This is a genomic window from Micromonospora sp. NPDC051006, from assembly GCF_044456245.1.
Lineage (GTDB): Bacteria > Actinomycetota > Actinomycetes > Mycobacteriales > Micromonosporaceae > Micromonospora.
In genome coordinates, this window is record NZ_JBITFP010000010.1 from 187252 (window position 1) to 205511 (window position 18260).

13 protein-coding genes are annotated in these 18260 nt (G+C 73.7%); 7 read left to right on the plus strand and 6 right to left on the minus strand.

All coding sequences use genetic code 11. The features are described 5' to 3' along the window. Positions 1–25: 25 nt before the first annotated feature. From ACIBBA_RS18160 to mraZ, 4 genes are all read right to left on the minus strand, one after another. Entirely contained in the window at positions 26–2245 is a 2220-nt protein-coding gene (locus ACIBBA_RS18160; protein ID WP_396698542.1) for a peptidoglycan D,D-transpeptidase FtsI family protein, read from the minus strand. Positions 2246–2248: 3 nt separating this feature from the next. Then, positions 2249–2854 carry a hypothetical protein gene (locus ACIBBA_RS18165; RefSeq protein WP_396698544.1) on the minus strand — a complete coding sequence of 202 codons (606 nt, stop codon included), beginning with the start codon at positions 2852–2854 and terminating at the stop codon, positions 2249–2251. Next, positions 2851–3960, minus strand: a complete 1110-nt coding sequence (gene rsmH / locus ACIBBA_RS18170; protein WP_396698546.1) for a 16S rRNA (cytosine(1402)-N(4))-methyltransferase RsmH — start codon at positions 3958–3960, stop codon at positions 2851–2853. The genes ACIBBA_RS18165 and rsmH overlap by 4 nt, the downstream gene beginning before the upstream one ends. Before the next feature lie 205 nt (positions 3961–4165). Next, positions 4166–4597 (minus strand): division/cell wall cluster transcriptional repressor MraZ, encoded by a 432-nt coding sequence (mraZ, locus tag ACIBBA_RS18175; protein WP_357050195.1) that lies wholly within the window; start codon positions 4595–4597, stop codon positions 4166–4168. Between the two features lie 355 nt (positions 4598–4952). On the opposite strand from mraZ, the gene ACIBBA_RS18180 reads away from it, so the two are divergent. Genes ACIBBA_RS18180 through ACIBBA_RS18195 form a run of 4 tightly spaced genes read left to right on the plus strand, consistent with a single transcriptional unit; the run spans position 4953 to position 8605 of the window. Beyond that, a complete protein-coding gene (locus ACIBBA_RS18180) occupies positions 4953–6200 on the plus strand; it encodes a MurT ligase domain-containing protein (RefSeq protein WP_396698577.1) in 1248 nt (415 codons plus the stop codon). Next, entirely contained in the window at positions 6190–6912 is a 723-nt protein-coding gene (locus tag ACIBBA_RS18185) for a type 1 glutamine amidotransferase (RefSeq protein ID WP_396698548.1), read from the plus strand. The genes ACIBBA_RS18180 and ACIBBA_RS18185 overlap by 11 nt, the downstream gene beginning before the upstream one ends. Then, positions 6810–7598, plus strand: coding sequence for a TVP38/TMEM64 family protein (locus ACIBBA_RS18190; protein WP_396698579.1), 789 nt, complete (start codon positions 6810–6812; stop codon positions 7596–7598). The genes ACIBBA_RS18185 and ACIBBA_RS18190 overlap by 103 nt, the downstream gene beginning before the upstream one ends. Next, positions 7595–8605, plus strand: coding sequence for a phosphotransferase (locus tag ACIBBA_RS18195; RefSeq protein ID WP_396698550.1), 1011 nt, complete (start codon positions 7595–7597; stop codon positions 8603–8605). Before ACIBBA_RS18190 ends, ACIBBA_RS18195 begins: the two co-directional genes overlap by 4 nt. Before the next feature lie 322 nt (positions 8606–8927). Here the strand turns inward: ACIBBA_RS18195 and leuS are convergent, their stop codons facing one another. Together leuS and ACIBBA_RS18205 are read right to left on the minus strand one after the other, a co-directional pair. Then, the gene (leuS, locus tag ACIBBA_RS18200) at positions 8928–11792 is read right to left on the minus strand and encodes a leucine--tRNA ligase (RefSeq protein WP_396698552.1); all 2865 of its coding nucleotides are present in this window, start codon (positions 11790–11792) and stop codon (positions 8928–8930) included. A 244-nt stretch (positions 11793–12036) separates the two neighbouring features. Continuing rightward, positions 12037–12852 (minus strand): cysteine hydrolase family protein, encoded by an 816-nt coding sequence (locus ACIBBA_RS18205; RefSeq protein WP_396698554.1) that lies wholly within the window; start codon positions 12850–12852, stop codon positions 12037–12039. Positions 12853–13091: 239 nt separating this feature from the next. Between ACIBBA_RS18205 and ACIBBA_RS18210 the strand changes: the two genes are divergently transcribed. From ACIBBA_RS18210 to ACIBBA_RS18220, 3 genes are read left to right on the plus strand one after another with little or no spacing between them, the layout of a single operon-like run. Beyond that, the gene (locus tag ACIBBA_RS18210; RefSeq protein WP_350872387.1) at positions 13092–14144 is read left to right on the plus strand and encodes a MoxR family ATPase; all 1053 of its coding nucleotides are present in this window, start codon (positions 13092–13094) and stop codon (positions 14142–14144) included. Between the two features lies 1 nt (position 14145). Then, entirely contained in the window at positions 14146–15444 is a 1299-nt protein-coding gene (locus tag ACIBBA_RS18215; protein WP_396698556.1) for a DUF58 domain-containing protein, read from the plus strand. Between the two features lie 16 nt (positions 15445–15460). Next, positions 15461–17935: a transglutaminaseTgpA domain-containing protein gene (locus ACIBBA_RS18220; protein WP_396698558.1), complete on the plus strand. Its 2475-nt coding sequence runs from the start codon at positions 15461–15463 to the stop codon at positions 17933–17935. Positions 17936–18260: the final 325 nt, after the last annotated feature.

Consider the following 18260-nt stretch of genomic DNA (forward strand, 5'->3'; position numbering starts at 1 on the left):
ACCGATGATGTCCCGCCTTGGCTGCTCAGCGCGGATAGACCACGAACTTGGGCGCTTTGCCCGTGGTCGACGGGGGCACCTTGTTGTGACGCAGGGTGAACTGCATCATCTCCTTGAACGCCGGAGTGGCGACCGCGCTGCCCCCGCCGTCCGGGGTGTACGCGAAGACCGCGATCACGTAGCGCGGCTTCTCGGCCGGGGCCATGCCGATGAACGAGGAGACCTCGCCGGGCTGCTTCTGCCCGTTGACCAGCCGCCAGCCGGTGCCGGTCTTCCCGGCGACCCGGAAGCCCGGGATCGCGGCCTGCTCGCCGGTGGCCCCGTCGACGGTGGTGACCGCCTCCAGCATGGTGCGCAGCGCGGCGGCGTTCTGCGGGCTCAGCACGGAACGGGTGACCGGGGCCTTGCCCGGCGCGTGCTTGCCGTCCGGCCCGATCACCTCCTTGATCAGGTGCGGCTGCACGTACGTCCCGTCGTTGGCGATGGCGGCGTACGCGGCGGCCATCTGCAACGGGGTGGCGTCCACGCTGTGCCCGATCGGCACCGACCCGTGCGACGAACCGCTCCACTCGTCGGCGGGCAGCAGCCGGCCGCTGGCCTCGCCGGGCATCCCCTCGCCGGTGGGTTGCCCGAGCCCGAACCGGCGCTGGTAGTCGATCAGGCGGTCCCGACCCAGCCGCTCGGCGATGGTGATGGTGCCGACGTTGGAGGAGTAGGCGAGCATCCCGGGCAGGCTCATCCGCCGGCCGTTGGCCGGGTGGGTGTCCGAAAACCAGGTGTCGCCCATCTTGATGCTGTTCGCCAGCGGCAGCGTGGTGTCCGGGGTGATCACCCCTTCCTGCAGGGCCGCGCCGAAGGTGATCGCCTTGTGCACCGAGCCCGGGTCGACGACGAAGCTGGTGGCCACGTCCTCCCGGGCGACCGGGTCGCTCGGCACCGGTTTCGCCGCGTTGTAGGTGGGGTGGCTCGCCTGGGCCAGCACCTCACCGCTGCCGACCTCCATCACGACGGCCGCGGCGGTGCCGTTCTTGACCTGCGCCATGTGCCGGCTGAGGATCACCTGCACCATGTACTGCAGGTCCCGGTCGACGGTCAGCCGCAGTGAGCTGCCGGGCTTCGGCTGGGTGGTCCGGCTGTAGCCGCCGGGGATCGGGGCGGCCAGGTCGCCGAGACCGGCCTCGTAGACCCGCTTGCCGTCCTCGCCGCGGAGCAACTCGTCGTAGCGGGCCTCCAGCCCTTCCAGCCCGTTCAGGTCCTGGCTGGTGAAGCCGATCAGGTTGGCGGCCAGGTCGTCGCCGGGCACCTCACGGCGCTCGTCGCGGTGCACGCCGATGCCGGGCAGCTCCAGCGCCAGCACCTGCTTGGCGGTCGGGATCTCCACCCCCCGGGCCAGGTACTCGAACCGGGACGGGTTGCCGTTCTCCAGCTTGCGCTGGCGCATCAGCTCGGTCAGCTTGGACGCCGAGATGCCCAGCAGCGGCGAGAGCGCCTTCGCGGTGGCCGGGGCGTCCTTGATCATCGTCGGGTCGGCGAAGACGTACCGGGCCTCGACGCTGTGCGCCAGCGGGGCCCCGGTGCGGTCGTAGATCGCCCCGCGGGGCGCCGGCAGATCGACCGTCCGGGTCCGGTCGGCCACCCCGCCGCCGGCGTAGGCCGGGGTGTCCACCGCCTGGAGGAAGACCAGCCGGATGCCGATGACGGCGAAGAGCGCCAGGGTGAGCGCGGTGCCCAGCCGCAGCCTCAACCGCGGGTCGGCCAGCTTCGGCGGCCGGGGCGGCTTGCGCGACGGCCGCCGGGCGGCCGGTCGGTCCGACCGGCGCGGGGCGCGCGGAGCGCTGGTCCGCCGCCGCGGCGCGGGCGGCTCGTCCGAGGGGGTACGCGGGTTGCGCGGCTGCACGGTGCGGACCACGCCGGAGCGGCCGGCGGCCGGCGCCGCCCGACGGGCGGCCCGAGCGGCCCCGGCGCGCCCGCCGTCGAGCACCTGCAACGCCGGGCGGAACGGGTCACCGGAGCGGGTGCTGCGCGGGGTACGCCGCTGCTCCGCGCCCCCGCTGCCGCCCCGGGCCTGCCCACCGCCCTCCTCGCGGATGGTGCGTCCGCGCGGCGTGTACGCGCGGGCGCCGGAGATCCCCCCGACGCCCTGCTCGCCGGCGCGCGGCTCGGCGCCCCGGCCCCCGGTGTCCCGCGACGAGCCGCGCCGGGATCCCGTGGGGTCCCGGCGCGGTTCGTCCGACCTCGGCGGCACGGATCAGCCTCCCGCGCCCTGCTGGCTGGTCACCGACGGCTGGCCGGCGGCCGGCTGCGGCACGCCGATGGTCCGGCCGTCCGGCAGCCGGACGTAGCCCGGCTCCCCCGACTCGACCAGGCCGAGCTTGCGCGCGGCGGCGACCAGGTTGCCCGGCGCCTCGAAGTCGGCGATCTGCTTGTTCAGCTGCTCCTGCTCCACATCCAGCTTGGCCTGCTGCTGCTGGAGCTTCTCGATCCGGATCGCATTCTCGTTGATCTTGGTGTTGACCAGCAGGACGCCGAGCACCCCACCGACCACCAGCACCACGATCAGCGCCGCGAACGGAGCCCGCGGAACCGACACCGGCGGCGGCGGCGCCACCCGCAGCCGCGGTGGGCGGGCGCCGGTGACGGCGCTGCTCTCCTGCGGCCGCAGTGCGGCGTTGCCCTGGGTCGGAAACTCGCGCGCCCCCCGCGCGCGGTTCTCCCCCTGCCGGCTCTTTCGGTCCGTGCGTGCCGTACCGTTCCCGACGCGCGTGGCCCGCTCCGCCGCGGTCCGGCCCCCCGACCGCGGTGCGCGCTGCCCGACGCCGGTGATGTCCCGACGCTCGCGCCCGTCAACGTTCATGTCCCCTCCCCCTCTTCATCCGTCCCACTGCCGTCCCCCGACGCCCGCGGTGGATCCCCCACGGATCGCGCGTTCGCCGTTTCCGGTTGGTGCATCGCCTTCACCCGCCGGCGGTACCGTTCGCGGTCGGTCCGCCCCTGCTGCTCCGCATCCGGGTCGATCCGCTCCGCGGCCCGCAACCGCACCGAGGCGGCCCGCGGGTTCGCGGCGACCTCCCGCTCCCCGGGCAGCTCCGCGCCCCGGCTGAGCAGCCGGAACGTCGGACCTTTGCCGGGCAGCTCGACCGGGAGGTCGACCGGGCCCTTGCTGCGGACCCGGTCGGCGAGCGCCGCCTTGGTGAGCCGGTCCTCCAGCGAGTGGTAGGACAGGACCACCATGCGGCCGCCCACGTTGAGCGTGTCGAGCGCGGCCGGCAGTGCTGTCTCCAGCACTGCCAGCTCCTTGTTTACCTCGATCCGCAAAGCCTGAAACGTTCTCTTTGCCGGGTGTCCCCCGGTTCGTCGGGCTGGTGCCGGAATTGACTCCCTGACCAGCTCCGCCAGTCGGGCCGACGAGGTGATCGGAGCCCGCTCGCGCTCCCGGATGATCGCCGAGGCGATCCGCCCGGCGAACTTCTCCTCGCCGTAGACCCGCAGCACCCGGGCCAGCTCCGGGTGGCCGTAGGTGTTGACAACCTCCTCGGCGGTCACCCCCCGGGTCTGGTCCATCCGCATGTCCAGCGGGGCGTCCTGCGCGTAGGCGAACCCGCGATCGGGCGCGTCCAGTTGCAGCGACGAGACCCCCAGGTCGAACAGGATCCCGTCGATCCCCGGGTAACCCAGCCGGTGCAGCACCTCGGGCAACTCGTCGTAGACCGCGTGCTCCAGGTGGATCCGGTCGGCGAACCGGGCCAGACGGACGCGCGCATGAGCCAGCGCCTCGGTGTCCCGGTCCAGCCCGATCAGCACCGTCTGCGGATGCGCCTCGAGCACCGCCTCGGCGTGCCCGCCCAGGCCCAGCGTCGCGTCGACGTGGACCGTCCGCCCACCTCGCCCCAGCGCGGGGGCCAGCAGCTCGAGACACCGCTCGAGCAGCACCGGCACGTGCGTGCCGCGTAGCTCCCCCATGTCGACCCCCACCGCTGGTTAACCGTTCTTCCGACTCGCGCTCCGTACCGGACGGCCCTTGCCGCCGTACCGCCAGATCCCCATCCGCTCCCGCCCGTCGCGGGGCCGAGGCCCCCCGAGAGATCGTGCGCCTGGCACCGGGGAAGGGATGCCAGGAACTCGAAAGCGGCTGGAGATCTCGCAGTACGCCGGGCGCCGTGCCGCCCTACAGACCGCCGGGCAGCACCCCCTCCTCGATGTCGGCGAACTCGTCTTCGCTCTCCGCGAGGTAGGTCTCCCAGGCGACCCTGTCCCAGATCTCCACCCGGGTGCTCGCGCCGATCACGACCAGGTCGCGGTCGAGCGCGGCGTAGTCGCGCAGGTGTGCCGGGATGGTCACCCGGCCCTGCTTGTCGGGCACCTCGTCGTGGGCGCTGGCGAAGAAGACCCGGCTGTAGGCCCGGGCCGCCTTGTGCGTCATCGGCTGGGCGCGCAACTGCTCCGCGATCCGCTGGAACTCAGGCGTCGGGAAGACGTAGAGGCAGCGCTCCTGCCCTTTGGTGATCACGACACCCCCCGCCAGCTCATCCCGGAACTTCGCCGGAAGGATCAACCGGCCTTTGTCGTCCAGGCGTGGGGTGTGGGTGCCGAGGAACACGGCCCAACCCCCTCGCCCTTGAGCGGCGTTCGCGGCGCCGCTGACCCCCCGGGCCGGTGCGACCCTCCCGGCCTCACCATTGGGCCCCACTCTACTCCACTTCCCTCCACCTGCAACCAGATTCGCCCGCGTGGCGCGCCCGGCCCGCGACCAAAACCGCACGTCACGGGGGGTGGGGCGGAGTGGAGGGCCGCGGCGCCCCCCGGGCGGCGTCCGCTTTCCGACATAGATCGACTCCGGCCGGCCGAGCCGGAATCGGCCGGGCGAGCCCACCCCCCGGCCGAACGGTTCGCCCTCGGCGGCGATCTGGTGGAGCGGGTGGTCCGGTAACCTCGCTCGGGTGACGGACGCGAAGATGCCCCTGCGGGCGAAGGTGGCCAGCTCCGTGTCCCGGACCGCTGCGGCGTTGTCGCGGGCGGCGGGCCGGGGCGACGGCTCGGTGATCGGTGGTTGGATCGGCCTCAAGATCGACCCGGACCTGCTCGCGCACCTCTCTGCCGGCCGCGCCATCGCGCTCGTCTCCGGCACCAACGGCAAGACGACCACCACCCGGCTCTCCGCCGCCGCGGTCGGCGTGCTCGGCCGGGTCGCCACCAACTCGTTCGGCGCCAACATGCCCACCGGCCACACCTCCGCGCTGGCCAAGGCCGGCAGCACCCCGTACGCGGTGCTGGAGGTGGACGAGCACTACCTCGCCCAGGTGCTGGAGGCCACCGAGCCACACGTGGTGGCGCTGCTCAACCTCTCGCGCGACCAGCTCGACCGGGCCAAGGAGGTCGCCATGATGGCGCAGCTCTGGCGCGCCGCGCTGGTCCGGCACCCGGACGTGCGGGTGGTGGCCAACGCCGACGACCCGATGGTGGTCTGGGCGGCCTCGCCCCCGGCCAACCACGACCACCGGATCACCCCGCCGCACGTGACCTGGTTCAGCGCCGGCCAGCGCTGGCACGACGACTCGTGGGTCTGCCCCGAGTGCGGCTCCACCATCCAACGCTCGGGTGACCAGTGGTGGTGCACCGGCTGCCCGCTGCGCCGCCCCGAGCCGCAGTGGACGGTGGAGGACGACGGCGTGCTCGACCCGACGGGCGCCTGGCACAAGGTCGCCCTCCAGCTGCCCGGCAAGGTCAACCTCGGCAACGCGGCCACCGCGCTCGCGCTGGCCGCCGAGTTCGGGGTCCGGCCCGTCGACGCGGTCTCCCGGCTGGGCAGCGTCACCTCGGTCGCCGGGCGCTACGCCCAGGTCGACCGCGACGGGCGCAACATCCGGCTGCTGCTGGCCAAGAACCCGGCGAGCTGGCTCGAGGCGTTCGACATGGCCGACCTGGCGCCGACCCTGCTGTCGATCAACGCGCGGGACCCGGACGGCCTCGACACGTCATGGCTCTTCGACGTCGACTTCGCCCCGCTCCGCGGCCGGCAGGTGCTGATCAGCGGCGACCGGGCGTACGACCTGGCGGTCCGGCTCGACGTCAACGACGTGCCGTTCCAGCACGTACGGACCTTCGACGAGGCGATCCGCGCGGTGCCCCCGGGGCGCCTGGAGGTCATCGCCAACTACACCGCGTTTCAGGACATCCGAGCGGAGTTGGACCGTGTCAACTGAGAGCCTGCGCATCGTCTGGATCTACCCCGACCTGCTCTCCACCTACGGCGACCGGGGCAACGCGCTGATCCTGGCCCGGCGGGCCCGCCAGCGTGGCATGCCGGTCGAGGTGCTGGAGGTCCGCTCCGACCAGCGCCTGCCCGCCACCGCGGACATCTACCTGCTCGGCGGCGGCGAGGACGGCCCGCAGGCCCTCGGCGCGCAGCGGCTGATCGCCGACGGCGGCCTACACCGGGCGGTCGCCCAGGGCTCGGTGGTGTTCGGCGTCTGCGCCGGCTACCAGCTCCTCGGCACCTCCTTCTTCGCCAAGGGCACCCGGTGCCAGGGGCTGGAGCTGCTCGACATCAGCTCCGACCGGGGCGACACCCGGGCCGTCGGCGAACTGGCCGGCGACATCGACCCGCGGCTGGGGGTGCCGCCGCTGAGCGGCTTCGAGAACCACGGCGGGCGCACCCACCTCGGGCCGAGCGTCTCCCCGCTGGCCCGGACCACCGCCGGCATCGGCAACGACGGGGCCACCGAGGGCGCCTGGCGTGGCAAGCTGCTCGGCACCTACTCGCACGGCCCGGCGCTGGCCCGCAACCCGGCCCTGGCCGACCTGCTGCTGCGCTGGGCCACCGGCGTGCACCAGCTCCCGCCGGTGGACGACACCTGGTCCGACCGGCTCCGGTCCGAGCGCCGCGCCGCGGTGGCCGCCGCCGCCCGGGCGTGACACCCGCCGTCCGGCGGCTGCTCCGGCAGCCGTCGGTCGTCCGGTTCGCCCTGCTGCTACTCCTGCTGGCGGCCTGCGGCGTGCTGCTGCTGACCGTGCCCCGACCGGCCCCGTCCGAGCTGCCCCGACTGGCCGACCAGCTCGGGGAACTCGCCCCGGTCGCGGCGGTCTTCGGCGGCGCGCTGCTGCTGGTGGCCCTCGTCCCGCGGACCTTCATCACGCTCGCCTCGGGCGCGATCTTCGGCCCGCTGGAGGGCGCCGCGTACGCCCTGGGCGCGGCGCTGGTGGCGGCGGCGGTCGGTTTCGCGGTCGGTCGCCTGCTCGGCCGGGAGTTCGTCGCGGAGCGGGTCCGCGGCCGGCTGGCCCGGCTGGACGGCTGGTTCGCCCGGCAGAGCGTGCTCGGGGTGATCACCGTCCGGCTGGTGCCGATCGCCGGCTTCGGGCTGGTCAGCTACGGCTACGGCACCACCGGCGCGCGGGTGCTGCCGTTCCTGGCCGGCAGCGTGATCGCCTCCGCCCCGACCGCGTTCGGCTACGCGGCGGTCGGCGCCGCGGTCTCCTCGCCGGGCGAGGTGAACTGGTACGCCGCCGCCCCCGCCGGGCTGGGGTTGATCGCCAGCGTGGTGCTGGTCCGGCGCTGGTGGCGCGCCGAGCGGCAGAGCCGGACCGCCGGGCTGACGAGATGAAGCAGGAGTCGGAACCGGGCCGCCGGGCCGCCGGCGTCGAGCATCAGCCCGAATCCGTCCGCCGGGCCGACGTGGTCGCGCACCCACCCGAACCCGGCCGCCATGCCGACGGCGTCCACGCTGTCCCGCCCCGAGGTCGACGTGTCGAGCATCCGTCCGCCTCCGGCCGCGGGACCGACGACATCGAACATGCCCCCCAACCCCGCCGGGCGGACGACATCGCGCCCGAATCCGGCCGCCGGCCGGACGGGGCGGCGGCGAGCGGCACCGAGGAGCGGCTGCCCGGTGGCTTCATCGCCGAGGTGGTCCGGGTCGGGGACACCGTCCGGCGTACCCCGCCGGCCAACGCCGACTTCGTGGCCGCCCTGCTGGCCCACCTGGAGCGGGCGGGCGCCGACCTCGCACCCCGCTACCTGGGCGTCGACGAGCGCGGCCGGCAGGTGCTCAGCCACCTGGCCGGTCGGGTGCCCTGGCGGGACCGGGAGGACCCGGCCTACTTCGCCGATCCGGCCCTGGTCGAGCTGGCTCGGCTGATCCGTCGGTTGCACGACGCGTGCGCCGGCAGCTCGCTGGCCGGCGACGCCGAGACGGTCTGCCATTGCGACCTGTCGCCCAAGAACACGGTCTACCGGGGCTCCCCGGACGGGCTGCTGCCCGTCGCTTTCCTGGACTGGGACCTGGCCCGCCCGGGCCGGCGGATCGAGGACGTGGCGTTCGCCTGCTGGCACTGGGCCGAGCTGGGGCCGGGCGCGGACCCGGCGGAGCTGGGTCGCCGGTGCCGGCTGATCTGCGACGCCTACGAGGGGTCCGACGCAGGCAGAGGGCTCCTCCCCCGCCCGGAGCTGGTCGACGTGATGCTGGCCCAGCTGGACACCACCTGGCGCGGCATCAGCGCGGACGCCGACCGTGACCTGCCGGGGATGCGCCGGCTCCGAGCCGCGGGCGTCGTCGAGCTCATCCACGGCTGGCACGACTGGCTGAGCACCCACCGCCCCACCCTGCCCTAACCCCCACCCCGCTGCCCCCACCGCCCCTGCCCCCACCGCCCGACCCCACCCTCGCCCCGCCCCGCCCCGCCCCGGCCCGTTCCGCCCCGCCCCGGCCCGGCCCGCCCCGCCCCGGCCCGGCCCGGCCCGGCGATCATGCAGTTGTGGTGGGGGACGAAGCCCTCGTGCCGGAACGTTCCGGGCACCACAACTGCATGATCGACGCGAGCGGGGGGCGGGCGCGGGGCGAGCGCGAGCGCGGGGCGGGCGCGGGGCGGGCGCGGGCGTGGGCGTGGGGCGTGGGCGGGTGGGTGGGTGGTTGAGGCGGGGCGGGTGGGTCGGGTCAGGCGACGATGGAGACCATTCGGCCGGGGATGACGATGACCTTGCGGGGCTCCTTGCCGGCCAGGGAGGCGGCGACGGCGTCCAGGGCGGCCGTGCGGACGGTGTCCTCGCCGGCGTCGGCGGGGACCTCGATCCGGCCACGGACCTTGCCGTTGATCTGCACCGGATAGGTCACCGAGTCGGCGACCAGCAGCGCCGGGTCGGCCACCGGGAAGTCCGCGTAGGTCAACGAGGTGTCGTGCCCCATCCGCCGCCACAGCTCCTCGGCCACATGCGGGGCGAACGGCGCCAGCATCAGCACCAGCGGCTCGGCCACCTCACGCGGGGTGGCCGGCAGCCGGGTCAGCCCGTTGGTCAGCTCGATCAGCTTGGCGATCGCGGTGTTGAACCGGATCCCCTCCATGTCTCCGCGGACCCCGTCGATCACCTTGTGCAGCAGCCGCCGGGTCGCCTCGTCGGCCGGGTCCTCGGTGATCCGCAGCGCGCCGGTCTGCTCGTCGACGACGGCACGCCAGACCCGCTGCAGGAACCGGTAGGAGCCGACCACCGCCCGGGTCTCCCACGGGCGGGACACCTCCAGCGGGCCCATCGACATCTCGTAGACCCGGAAGGTGTCCGCCCCGTACGCCGCACACATGTCGTCGGGGGTCACCACGTTCCTCAGCGACTTGCCCATCTTGCCGTACTCGCGGTTGACCACGGCGTCACCCAGGTAGTAGCCGCCGTCGCGCTCGACGACCTCCTCGGCCTGCACGTAGCTGCCCCGGTCGTCGGTGTACGCGTACGCCTGGATCATGCCCTGGTTGAACAGCTTGCGGAACGGCTCGAACGACGACACGTGCCCCAGGTCGAACAGCACCTTGTGCCAGAACCGGGCGTACAGCAGGTGCAGCACGGCGTGCTCGGCGCCGCCGACGTACAGGTCGGTGCCGCCGCAGTCGCCCTCGCCGCGCGGGCCCATCCAGTAGCGCTCGTTCTCGGCGTCGACGAACCGGTCGGTGTTGGTCGGGTCCAGGTAGCGCAGCTCGTACCAGCAGGAGCCGGCCCACTGCGGCATCACGTTCGTCTCGCGGGTGTACCGCTTCGGGCCGTCACCCAGGTCCAGCTCCACCTCGACCCAGTCCCGACGGCGGGACAGCGGGGTCTCGGGGTTGGAGTTCGCGTCCTCCGGGTCGAACGTCTTCGGCGAGAAGTCGTCGACCTCGGGCAGCTCGACCGGCAGCATCGACTCGGGCAGCGCGATCGCGGCGCCGGTCTCGTCGTAGACGATCGGGAACGGCTCACCCCAGTAGCGCTGGCGGGAGAACAGCCAGTCGCGCAGCCGGTAGGTGACCGCGCCGCGGCCGTGCCCGTTCGCCTCCAGCCACTCGATGATCCGGGCCTTGGCGTCGGCGACCCCCAGGCCGTTCAGGTCCAGGCCGCGGTCGGGCGCGGCGCTGTTGATCGCCGGCCCGTCGCCGGTGTACGCCTTGCCGGCGAAGCCCTCGGCCGGCTGCACCGTGCGCACGATGGGCAGGTCGAAGACCTCGGCGAAGGCCCAGTCCCGCTCGTCCTGGGCGGGCACCGCCATGATCGCGCCGGTGCCGTAACCGGCCAGCACGTAGTCCGCGATGAAGATCGGGATCTGCCCGCCGGTGACCGGGTTGGTGGCGTACGCCCCGACGAAGACGCCGGTCTTCTCCTTCGTGTCGGCCTGCCGCTCGACGTCGGTCTTGGCCGCCGCCGCCTTGCGGTACGCCTCGATGGCCGCCCGAGGGCTGTCGTGCCCGCCGGTCCAGGCGTCCTTCGTCCCGGCCGGCCAGGCTGCCGGCGCCAGGGTGTCGACCAGCTCGTGCTCGGGCGCCAGCACCATGTAGGTGGCCCCGAAGACGGTGTCCGGCCGGGTGGTGAACACCTCGATGCGGGCTGCGCCCGCGGCGTCGGAATCACTGGTCGAGGCCGGGAAGGAGATGTGCGCGCCCGTGGAGCGGCCGATCCAGTTGCGCTGCATCAGCTTGATGGCTTCCGGCCAGTCCAGCGTGTCCAGGTCGTCCAGCAGCCGGTCGCCGTACGCGGTGATCCGCATCATCCACTGCTTCAGGTTGCGCTTGAAGACCGGGAAGTTGCCCCGCTCCGAGCGGCCGTCGGCGGTGACCTCCTCGTTGGCCAGCACGGTGCCCAGGCCCGGGCACCAGTTCACCGGCGCCTGCGAGACGTACGCCAGCCGGTGGTCGTCGACGATCGCACGCCGCTCGGCCACGGTCAGCTCCGCCCAGGCGCGCCCGTCCGGGGTCGGCCGGTTGCCGCCCTCGAACTCGGCGATCAGCTCGGCGATCGGCCGGGCCCGGCCGGCGTCCTGGTCGTACCAGGAGTTGAAGACCTGCAGGAAGATCCACTGGGTCCAGCGGTAGAAGTCGGTGTCGATGGTCGCCACCGAACGGCGCTCGTCGTGCGCCAGGCCCAGCCGGCGCAGCTGCGCCTTGTAGCGCTCGATGTTCTGCTCGGTGGTGGTCCTGGGGTGGGTGCCGGTCTGCACCGCGTACTGCTCGGCCGGCAGGCCGAACGCGTCGAAGCCCATCGCGTGCAGCACGTTGCGGCCCGCCATCCGCTGGTAGCGGGCGAAGCAGTCGGTGCCGATGTAGCCCAGCGGGTGCCCGACGTGCAGGCCCGCCCCCGACGGGTAGGGGAACATGTCCAGCACGTAGAGCTTCTCCGCACCGGCCCGGGGGTGGCCGGGGTCGGCCAGCGGCCCGGTCGGGTTGGGGGCGTGGAAGGTTCCCTCCCGCTCCCAGATGTCCTGCCAACGATTCTCGATCTCGTCGGCCAGGGCCGCGGTGTACCGGAACGGGGGAATGTCGCCCGCCGGTGCGGCTGCCTCACTCATCGTGTCTCCTCGCGTCACTCGGCGCGGTCGTCTCGTGTCTGCTGGCTGCTCGCCGCCCGGCGCCGGCCGGCTGGCGACGGGCACAAAAAAGCCCCTCACGCAGGAGGGGCAGCCGTGCTGTCGCGCGTTCAGCGCATCAGCACGGCTCGGTAAGAAGCAGGAAGACTCCGACCATGACGGCAGTGTACCCCCAGGCCGGGAGCCGACGGGGGCCCGCTACCACGAGTCGGGACGGGGCAGCCGGTCAGCCGGCCGTGGCCGGCCAGGGACCGGGCTCCGCGAACCGGTCGGTGGTGGTGACGAAGCCCCAGCACTGCTTGGCGTTGAAGATCACGGCGTCCGTGCAGTACGCCGGGCTGGAGGTGGCGGTGGCGCCCTCGAGGAGCACCGCCGCGTAGTCCAGGAAGTAGGCCTCCTCCATCGTCGCGCTGACGCACTGGTCGAGGTTCACGCCGGCCAGGAAGAGGGTCCTGATGCCCTGGCTCCGCAGCACCTGGTCCAGGTGCGTGCCGTGGAATCCATTCATCCGGAACTTCGGCACGTGGACGTCGTCGGGCTCGACCAGTTCCTTGAGCTCGTCGACCAACTCGGCGCCCCATGAGCCGGCGATGAGCACCCGCCCCTGGTCGAGTTCCTCCCCGATGCCCCGCTGATCCAGCCGGTGTTTGAAGGACCAGAGCGTGGGAGCGCCGAGGTTGCGCAGGTCGGATCGGTTGTGCCAGTAGACCCACAGGACGGGCATCCCGTGCCGGCGGGCCGCGCGCACCGCACGCACCGTCCCCGGTATCGCCGCCCGGCAGGCCGTGTGGTCGAGGCCCGAGCGGTCGGTCCAGCCACCGGGTGAGCAGAAGTCGTTCTGCACGTCGATGACGGCCAGCGCGCAGGCGTCGACGTCCGCCACGAACGGCAGGAGCTCCGCCTCGAAGCGGGCGAGTCGCCCGGCCGGGTGATGCGGCGTCAGATGGACGTGATCGGGGTAGAGGTGCCAGCGGGTGGCACCGGCGCCGAGCCGGACCCCGCCGTCACCGGTGTCGCCGTAGATGTCCCGTTCCCGGTGCACAACCTGCCCTTTCGCCGTCCGGCCCGCGTACCCCCGTCAGTGCCGGTGATGTCCCCCGGGACGGCGAATATTCGGGGCGTAACCGGCGGTCTGCCTGCGGGGGTCGGCGATCACGACAAACATGGTTAGCCTGAGAGGCCCATGAGATTTCTGCGGCAGACGAGGCTCGACGTCGCGAACCCCACGGCGGGTCCAGCTGCTCTTTACAGAGCTGCCGTTCGGCGACGAGGAGGAGGCCCGTGACACAACAGACCTGGGACGAGGTGGGTGGACTGCTGCCCCACGACGAGTTCCGCGCCGCCAGCGAAGCCATCGTGGCCAACATCGAGCAGGTCATCGAGGGCAAGACCGCCACCGTGCGCCTCGCCCTGGCCGTCCTGCTCGCCGAGGGCCACCTCCTCATCGAGGACGTCCCCGGCGTCGGCAAGACCAAGCTGGCCAAGGCCCTGGCGCGGTCCATCGACTGCTCCGTACGCCGGATCCAGTTCACCCCCGACCTGCTGCCCAGCGATGTGACCGGGGTGAGCGTCTACAACCAGGAGACGCACGACTTCGAGTTCCGCCCCGGCGCGGTCTTCGCCAACCTGGTCGTCGGTGACGAGATCAACCGGGCCTCGCCGAAAACCCAGTCCGCGTTGCTGGAGTGCATGGAGGAGCGGCAGGTCACCGTCGACGGCGTGACCTACCAGCTGCAGACCCCGTTCATGGTGATCGCCACCCAGAACCCGATCGAGATGGAGGGGACCTACCCGCTGCCCGAGGCGCAGCGCGACCGGTTCACCGCCCGGATCGCGATGGGCTACCCGGACGCCGGCGCCGAGCTGGCCATGCTCGACGGGCACGGCGCGACCGACCCCCTCAACGAGCTGCGGCCGGTCTCCGACGCGGCGATCGTCCGGCAGCTGATCGCCACGGTCCGCCAGGTGCACGTCGCCGACGCGGTCAAGCAGTACGCGGTCGACCTGGTCACCGCCACCCGGGAGGCCCCCGACCTGCGCCTCGGCGCGTCCCCCCGGGCCACCCTGCAGCTGCTGCGCACCGCCCGCGCGGTGGCCGCCTTGGAGGGGCGCGACTACGTCCTGCCCGACGACCTCCAGGCCCTCGCCGTGCCGGTGCTGGCGCACCGGATCATCCCGACCGCCGACGCGCAGCTGGCCCGGCGCACCACCGACGCGATCGTCTCCGAGCTGGTGCACCGACTTCCCCTGCCGCACGACCGCAAGCGCTCCCCCTACGACACCCGGCCCACCCAGGGCAACGGCCGCGGGCCGTACGAGCCGCGGAGGCCGTGACGTGCGCGAAGCGCTCCGCGGGCTGACCACCCGCGGCCGCTCCTTCCTCGCCGCCGCGGTCGCCGCGGCCATCTCCGCCGGGATCCTCGGCGAGAAGGATCTGCTCCGGGTCGCCGTGCTGCTCGCCGTGCTGCCGCTGCTCGCCGCGGCGTACGTCGGCCGTAGCCGCTACAAGCTGGCCTGCAACCGGTCGCTGGACCCGCACCGGGTGCCGGTCGGGGCCAGCTCCCGGGTGGTGCTGCGGCTGCAGAACATGTCCCGGCTGCCCACCGGCACCCTGCTGCTGGAGGACCGGCTGCCCTACGCGCTGGGCAGCCGGCCCCGGGTGGTGCTGGAGCGCCTCGGCGCGCACCAGGCCAGCTCGGTGGCCTACACCGTGCGCGCCGACGTGCGTGGCCGCTACGAGGTGGGCCCGCTGGTGGTCCGGTTGACCGACCCGTTCGGTCTCTGCGAGCTCACCCGGGCCTTCCCCAGCACCGACCACCTGACGGTGATCCCGCAGGTCACGCCGCTGCCCTCGGTCCGCCTCCCCGGCGAGTACGCCGGCAGCGGCGACAGCCGGGCCCGCTCGGTGGCGGTGCACGGCGAGGACGACGCGGCGACCCGGGAGTACCGGATGGGCGACGACCTGCGCCGGGTGCACTGGAAGTCCACCGCGCGCACCGGCGAGCTGATGGTGCGCCGCGAGGAGCAGCCCTGGGAGAGCCGGGCGACCGTGCTGCTGGACACCCGCGCGTACGGCCACCGCGGCGACGGCCCGACGGCCAGCTTCGAGTGGGCGGTCTCCAGCGCCGCGAGCGTCGCCGTGCACCTGCGCCAGGCCGGCTACAAGCTGCGCCTGGTCACCGGCTCGGGGGCGGACGTGGACGCCTCCGAGGCGGCCGGCGACGGGCTGCTCCTCGACCAGCTCGCCGAGGTCCGCCTCGATCAGCGGGCCGAGCTCGCCGAGCTGGTGCAGCGGGTCCGCCAGCGCTCCGACGGCGGCCTGATCATCGGCGTGTTCGGCTCGCTGAGCACGGCCGAGGCCGAGCTGCTGGCCGGCCTGCGGGCCAACGGCGCGACCTGCGTGGGCTTCCTGCTGGACAGCTCCACCTGGATCAACCTGCCGGAGAAGGCCCGCGCCGAGGCCGAGCACGCCCACGCGGCCGCCGCGCTGGCGCTGCTGCAGAGCGGGTGGCGGGTGATCGGCGTCGACCACGGCAGCCGGCTGCCGGCGATCTGGCCACAGGCCGGCCGGGGATCGCAGGGTTTCGCGATGCGCGCCGCGCTGGCCGAGACGGTCGCCGGGGGCGTGCGATGAGCGAAGGGACGTGGTGATGGTCGGCCAACGCAACCTCGGCCTGGTGGCCGCCGCGGCGACGCTGCTCGCCGCGGCGCCGCTGTCCGCGATCTTCGAGCGCTGGACCTGGCTGATCCAGTCGGCCCTCGCGGTCGCCGTGGTCGCCGGGGTGGCCGCCCTGGCCCGGGCGCTGCGCGCCCCGCTCTGGGGGCAGGTGCTGGCCATGCTGGCCGGGCTGACCCTCGCGCTGACCTGGCTCTTCCCGGGCGGCACCGAGCTGCTCGCGTTCCTGCCCACGCCCGAGACCTTCAGCCACTTCCGGGCGCTGATCGGCGGCTCGGTGCAGGACATGCGCTCCTACGGCGTGGAGGTGCCGGACACCGACCCGCTGCTCTTCATCACGGTGCTCGGCGTCGGCTCGGTGGCCGTCGTGGTCGACGTGCTCGCCGTCGGGCTGCGTCGCCCGGCGCTCGCCGGCCTGCCGATGCTCGCCATCTACTCGGTGCCGGTCGCGGTCTACGTCGACAGCGTTCCCGCGGTGCCGTTCGTGATCGGCGCCGCCGGCTACCTGTGGCTGCTGGTTGCCGACAACGTCGACCGGGTCCGCCGGTTCGGCCGCCGGTTCACCGGCGACGGGCGCGACGTGGACGTCTGGGAGGCCTCCCCGCTGGCCGCCGCCGGCCGCCGGCTGGCCGCGGTCGGCGTCGCGGTGGCGGTGCTGCTGCCCCTGGCCGTACCGGGGATGACCGGCGGCCTGCTCGACAGCCTCAGCAACTCCGGCAACGGCAACGGCACCGGACGGGCCGGCCAGGGCGGCACGCCCGGGCGGATCGACCTGTTCGCCACGCTGCGCGGTCAGCTCAACCAGTCCGAGGTGGCCGACCTGGTCAAGGTCACCACCAGCGAGCCGGACCCGTTCTACCTGCGCTTCGGCGTGGCCGACGAGCTGCGACCGGAGGGCTTCCAGGTCCGCAACCCCACCGGTCGGCCGATCAACCGCGACCTGCCCGACCCCTCCGAGCGGACAACCGGGGGCGTGCAGCGGAACCGCTACCAGGCGACCGTCGAGGTCACCAAGAACCTGGCCATGCCGCTGATGCCGGTCTACGCCGAGCCGGTGCAGGTGGAGGACCTGAACGGCAACTGGCTCTACGACCAGAACCTGCAGATCGTCTTCTCCAACCGGGAGAACTCACGCAGCAAGAAGTACACCTTCGACTACGTCCGGTCGACGTACACCCCGGCGGCACTGCGGGGCGCCGCGTCGCTGCCGGCCGACCACCCGGTGCGGCGACAGCAGACCGCCACCCCGGTCGTGCCCGAGGTGGAGGAGCTGGTGAAGCAGCTCGTCCAGGGCAAGAACACCGACTACGACCGGGTCCGGGCGATCTACGACTACTTCTCCTCGGACAACGGCTTCTCCTACCGGCTGAGCACCGAGGAGGGCAGCAGCGGGCAGGACATCGTCGATTTCCTCACCAACAAGGTCGGCTTCTGCCAGCAGTACGCGGCCGCGATGGCCTGGTTGGTCCGGGCCGCCGGCATCCCGGCGCGGGTCGCGTTCGGCTTCACCAACGGCAGCAACCGCACCGGCGACACCTACACGCTGACCAACCGCAACCTGCACGCCTGGACCGAGGTCTACTTCAACGGGATGGGCTGGGTGCCGTTCGACGCCACCCCGGCGTACGGCGTCACCGGCTCCACCCGGTCGGCCTGGGCGCCGGACACCGACGCCCCGGAACCGACCACGCCGGAGGCGGGCACGCCGACCACTCCGGAGGACACCGAGGCCTCCGCCGGCCCCACCGGCCCGGACGCGGCCGACCAGGACACCGACTCCGGGCTCGCGGTCGGCGCCGGCACGCCGACCGAGCAGGCGCCGGTCTGGCCGTGGTGGGCCGCCGCGGCGCTCGTCGTCCTGCTGCTGCTCGCCGTGCCGGCACTGCGCCGGATGGCGCTGCGCCGCCGGCGCGGCCGCCCCACGGCGGCGGTCGTCACGGCCAGCTCGCCGGAGGTCGGCGCGGCCGCCGCCACCGGCCCCCGGATGGTGGTGCTCGGGGCCGACGCGGACCGGGCCCGGGCCGACGCGCACGCGGCCTGGGACGAGCTGCTCGACACGCTGGTGGACTTCCGGGTCCGGGTCGACCGGACCGAGACCCCCCGGGCGACCGCCGACCGGCTGGCCGGCGACACGCTCACCGAGCACCCCGACGCCGCCGGCGCGGTACGGCTGCTCGGCCGGGCGGAGGAGCGCGCCCGCTACGCCCGGGACCCGCTGACCGGCGAGGCGCTGACGCCGGCGCTGCGCGCGGTCCGCGGCGCGCTCGCCGAGACCGCCGACCGGCGGACCCGGCTGCTCGCCGCGGTGCTGCCGCCGTCGGTGCTGCTGCGCTGGCGGATCGCCGTGGCGGACGCCTCGGCCCGGCTGGTGTCGGCGAACAGCCGGGCCCGCTACCGGCTGCTGCGGTGGAGCCCCCGCCGCCTGCTCGCCGACCGGGCGGCGCGCTGACCCCGGCCGTCAGTTCCACCGGGCCCGTCACCGCGACACGCGGTGACGGGCCCGAACACATCCCGGCCCCGCCGAGACGCGCGCGGCACACGGGCGCGGGCACACGGCCCGCGGGTGGGCGGCGCGGGCGGCGCGGGCGGGCGCGGCGCGGGTGGGCGGCGCGGGTGGGCGTGGCCGCGCCAGTCGAGCGAGATCCACTCCAGTTCGGCGATATCGCGGTTTCCGCCGCGCTTGGGTTCAAGGGGTTGTTGCAACGGGGTGGATCTTCGTGAGGATGAGGGTTCATGTCGGGGAGACGGTTGTCGTCCGGGGAGCGGGCGCAGAT

Bases quoted from the DNA above. Each gene is read 5' to 3' on its own strand.
- leuS (WP_396698552.1), bottom strand. From the start codon at position 11,792: ATGAGTGAGGCAGCCGCACCGGCGGGCGACATTCCCCCGTTCCGGTAC.
- ACIBBA_RS18195 (WP_396698550.1), top strand. From the start codon at position 7,595: ATGAAGCAGGAGTCGGAACCGGGCCGCCGGGCCGCCGGCGTCGAGCAT.
- ACIBBA_RS18220 (WP_396698558.1), top strand. From the start codon at position 15,461: ATGGTCGGCCAACGCAACCTCGGCCTGGTGGCCGCCGCGGCGACGCTG.
- ACIBBA_RS18165 (WP_396698544.1), bottom strand. From the start codon at position 2,854: ATGAACGTTGACGGGCGCGAGCGTCGGGACATCACCGGCGTCGGGCAG.
- ACIBBA_RS18180 (WP_396698577.1), top strand. From the start codon at position 4,953: ATGCCCCTGCGGGCGAAGGTGGCCAGCTCCGTGTCCCGGACCGCTGCG.
- rsmH (WP_396698546.1), bottom strand. From the start codon at position 3,960: ATGGGGGAGCTACGCGGCACGCACGTGCCGGTGCTGCTCGAGCGGTGT.